The organism is Pseudomonas sp. P5_A2_2, from assembly GCF_054177685.1.
The window spans coordinates 1-1,201 of the sequence record NZ_JBGCUL010001218.1 but is presented as its reverse complement, the minus strand read 5'-3'; the positions used below and the strand labels follow the sequence as shown (position 1 = coordinate 1,201).

The following is a 1,201-nucleotide window of genomic DNA, read 5'->3' as shown; positions in this document are numbered from 1 at the left end:
CGCCAGGTGACCTACGGCCAGCGCACCGCTGACAACCGATTGATCTTTGGCGCCCGTGGCGGCTATCAGTTTGCCGGCAAACTGCGCCACGACTTCGACCTGACCACGGATGAAAAAGAGCTGCGGCGCTACCTGTTCGGTGAGCTGTTCCCGCAGCTGAAGAACGTGCAGATCACCCATTCCTGGGGCGGCAACCTGGGCATGTCCCGGCATTTCAAGCCGCACATGCTCTGCGACCAGGCCAACGGCATTGCCTTGTCCGGTGGCTATGGCGGGGAGGGTGTTGGCGCCAGCAACCTGGGAGGACGGACGCTGGCCGACCTGATCCTGGGCCGTGACACCGATCTGGTGCGCCAGCCGTGGGTCATTGCGCAGCGCGGCCTCGACGCGCTCAGGGCCTGGGAGCCCGAACCCATCCGCTGGCTCGGTTATAACGCGATCATCCGCAGCTTTGTCCATGAGGACCAGACCCTGGCCAACCCGGCTACCGCGCCCTGGCGGCGCAAGCTGGCCAGCGGGGTTGCCGGTTTCATGGAAGGTTTCATGCACTGAAAAACGGCACGCTTTTCATCAAAAGGCTACTTCGACAGGTATTCCCATGAGCATCACGCAATTCAAGAACACTGCAACCCTGAAACTGGAAGAGTCCAATCCGGTCGCCGTGCCGCTGGGTACACCCGTGGCCGTGGCTTCGACCACCAGCGTCGAACGCGACGACGGCGTCGAGACCGGCGTCTGGGAATGCACACCCGGGCGCTGGCGGCGGCAGATCGTCGCCCAGGAATTCTGTCACTTCATCAAGGGCCGCTGCACCTTCACCCCGGATGGCGGTGAACCGCTGCACATGGAAGCCGGTGACGCATTGATGTTGCCGGCCAACAGCCTCGGCATCTGGGATATCCAGGAAACCGTGCGCAAGACCTATGTACTGATTTTTTGAGTGCTTTTGAAATTTGAAAGCTGATCCTTTGATTGCCTGCCAACAACAATAACCCCTACAGGAATCGACTCATGCTCCGAAAGACACTGACCCTCGCTCCGCTGATGCTGATTGCGTCGATCAGCCAGGCAGCCGACACCGTCAAGATTTACAACTGGTCGGACTATATCGCGCCGGACACCACGAAAAACTTCCAGAAAGAAACCGGCATCGGCTTCACCTACGACGTCTACGACAGCAACGAAACCCTCGATGGCAAGC

2 protein-coding genes and 1 pseudogene are annotated in these 1,201 nt (G+C 60.0%); all 3 read left to right on the top strand.

Annotated elements, in window-relative coordinates; genetic code table 11:
• A partial coding sequence (locus ACXRVY_RS30240) for an FAD-dependent oxidoreductase (protein ID WP_458239103.1) occupies nt 1–552 on the top strand: 552 nt, incomplete at its 5' end.
• 46 nt (nt 553–598) lie between these two features.
• Nucleotides 599–940, top strand: a complete 342-nt coding sequence (locus ACXRVY_RS30235) for a cupin domain-containing protein (RefSeq protein ID WP_223458001.1) — start codon at nt 599–601, stop codon at nt 938–940.
• 71 nt (nt 941–1,011) lie between these two features.
• Nucleotides 1,012–1,201 (top strand): annotated as a pseudogene (locus ACXRVY_RS30230) (spermidine/putrescine ABC transporter substrate-binding protein PotF); the annotation flags it as partial.

Bases quoted from the DNA above. Each gene is read 5' to 3' on its own strand.
- ACXRVY_RS30235 (WP_223458001.1), top strand. From the start codon at position 599: ATGAGCATCACGCAATTCAAGAACACTGCAACCCTGAAACTGGAAGAG.